Here is a 2,055-nt window from a genome sequence, read left to right on the forward strand (position 1 = left end):
CGGCACCAAGACCTTGCCGCGGTTTGTCCTTTGGAAAAACACGGCCGATCCCGCCGACGGCTATGTCACCGGACTGGAACCGGCCACCAACTTCCCCAACCAGCGTTCCTTCGAAGCCTTGCATGATCGGGTCGTCAAAATTCAACCCGAACAAACCGTCTGCTTCCGAGTCACCATCGATCCCTTGTCGGATCCCGAATCGGTCGCCGAAATGGCCGAGCGGATCCGAAAACTTGCCGGTGACCAGCCCCCGCTGATTCACCCCAGCCCGCGACCGGGTTGGTCGCCGGGGGCTTGAGAGTTTCAAGTTTCAAGTTTCAAGTTTCAAGTTTCAAGTGTCAAGTTTCAAGGTTCAAGTTTCAAGTTTCAGGTTGCTAACAGCTAACAGCTAACAGCTAACCGCTAACCGCCTGCACGGGCCAGCCTTGGGCCCACTGCAACTCGAATTGCGCCCGGTTGTGGTCGACGACCGCTCGCAGGTACGCGCGGCTGGCGGTTTCCAACGCCTGCAGCGACTGCAGCACTTCCAGCGGCAACCCTTCGCCGTCGCGGATCCGCTTGAGATTGCGATCGTAAGAATCCAGCGCGAACTCGATCGCCCGCTCGGTCGCAGCGATTTGGCGATGGCGCGACTGCACCCGGGCGTAGCCTTCGCTGATCTCGCGGGCGACCTGATCCATCACGCGGATCCGCTCGAACTTGGCTTGCTGGACGCGCGCCGATTGCTCCCGCCGCGCCGCTTTTTCGCCCAGCCCCAAGTTGCGGACCTGCCACGACATCACGGCATCGAGGTCGTATCGCCCGCTGACATCGTCGAGTTCGTTGCCCAGCCCGCCGCCGAATCCGCCGGTGCTGAATCCCAACAACACGCTGGGCACGAAGGGTGCGTACTTTTCGCGGTTGTAGGCCTGGCAGGCGGCCGCGACCAGCGCCTGCGACTCCTTCAACTCGGGACGCATCGCAAGCCCGGTCCCGATCAACGAAGCCTTGTCGACGTCGACGGACACCAGCTCGATCGGAACCACCGTGACGTCCATCGGTGTGATCCGCGGCTGGCCACGCAGACTGATCGCTTGAGCCAACCGAGCCGAGGCGACGGCGGTTTGTTCCTGGGCGGCGATCAAACGGTTTTCCATCAACGCCAACTCGGTTTGCATCCGATCGGCGTCGGCCTTGAGTCCCTGGCCGGCTTCGGCAAAATCACCGGTCAGCTTGGCCAGTTCCCCCGTCCGCGTCTTGGAGGCTTCCAGAATGCTGACGTCCTGATGTGCACTCACCAGATCGATGTAGGCCAGCGCGACCGTCAGCAGCTGCAGGTTCTCGGTCGCGTTGGCGGCGTGTCCGCTGGCCCAAGCGGTCGCCTCGGCCACCTTCGGCTGAAAGATCGCGTCGGCCAGATGAAACTGCGCCACCAGCCCCGGGTTGGGAGTCGTCCCCGCCCCGGTCGCGCCGGTTCCCAAGCCGTATTGAAAGGAGTTGCGATTGACGTCGACGACCGAACCGTCGCTGGCTTGGTAGTTGCCGTCGTGACGATGAAAACCAAACCCGGCTTGAATCGACGGCAACCACATCGCCTCGGCCTGGGCCAGTCGGGCGTACGCTTCTTGGACCCGCCACCGCGCCAGTCCGACCGCCGGATGTTGGCCGGCCACCATCGCCAACGCCGACGGCAAGTTCAAATCGACCGATGGTTCTGCCACTGCGTCGACCGGCACTGCGTCGACCGGCACTGCGTCGACCTGATCGATGGGCGGTGCAAACCCGGTCGGCTCGGCAACCGCTTCCGACTCGCCCACGAACGGTTCGTTGGCGATGTAGTCGACCAGCGTCAAGCTGTCCGCCGGCGCGTCGGCAACATCGATGTTGGCGGTCGGCGGCTGCAGCGGCACTTCGACCGCGGGGGGGACACTCCGCGCCTCGGGGATGTGGCTCACCATCGCAGGGCCGGTTGCACATCCCACGCAGCCGATCAATCCTAGAGTCAGTAGTCGCTTTGGCATCCTGCCGCCTATCGGTATTGTCCATCGATCCCATTGTCGCCGTCGCGTCAAACGC

General features: G+C 63.2%; 2 protein-coding genes. One reads left to right on the forward strand and one right to left on the reverse strand.

Going from position 1 to position 2,055, the window contains the following annotated elements:
• Nucleotides 1–298: DUF4432 family protein (locus tag ABX749_RS30930; protein ID WP_372899428.1), on the forward strand; the 298-nt coding region annotated here is incomplete at its 5' end.
• Between the two features lie 97 nt (nt 299–395).
• Here the strand turns inward: ABX749_RS30930 and ABX749_RS30935 are convergent.
• A complete protein-coding gene (locus ABX749_RS30935; RefSeq protein WP_372899429.1) occupies nt 396–2,000 on the reverse strand; it encodes a TolC family protein in 1,605 nt (534 codons plus the stop codon).
• Between the last annotated feature and the right edge of the window lie 55 nt (nt 2,001–2,055).

The organism is Stieleria sp. (assembly GCF_041595215.1).
GTDB classification, from domain to species: domain Bacteria; phylum Planctomycetota; class Planctomycetia; order Pirellulales; family Pirellulaceae; genus Stieleria; species Stieleria magnilauensis.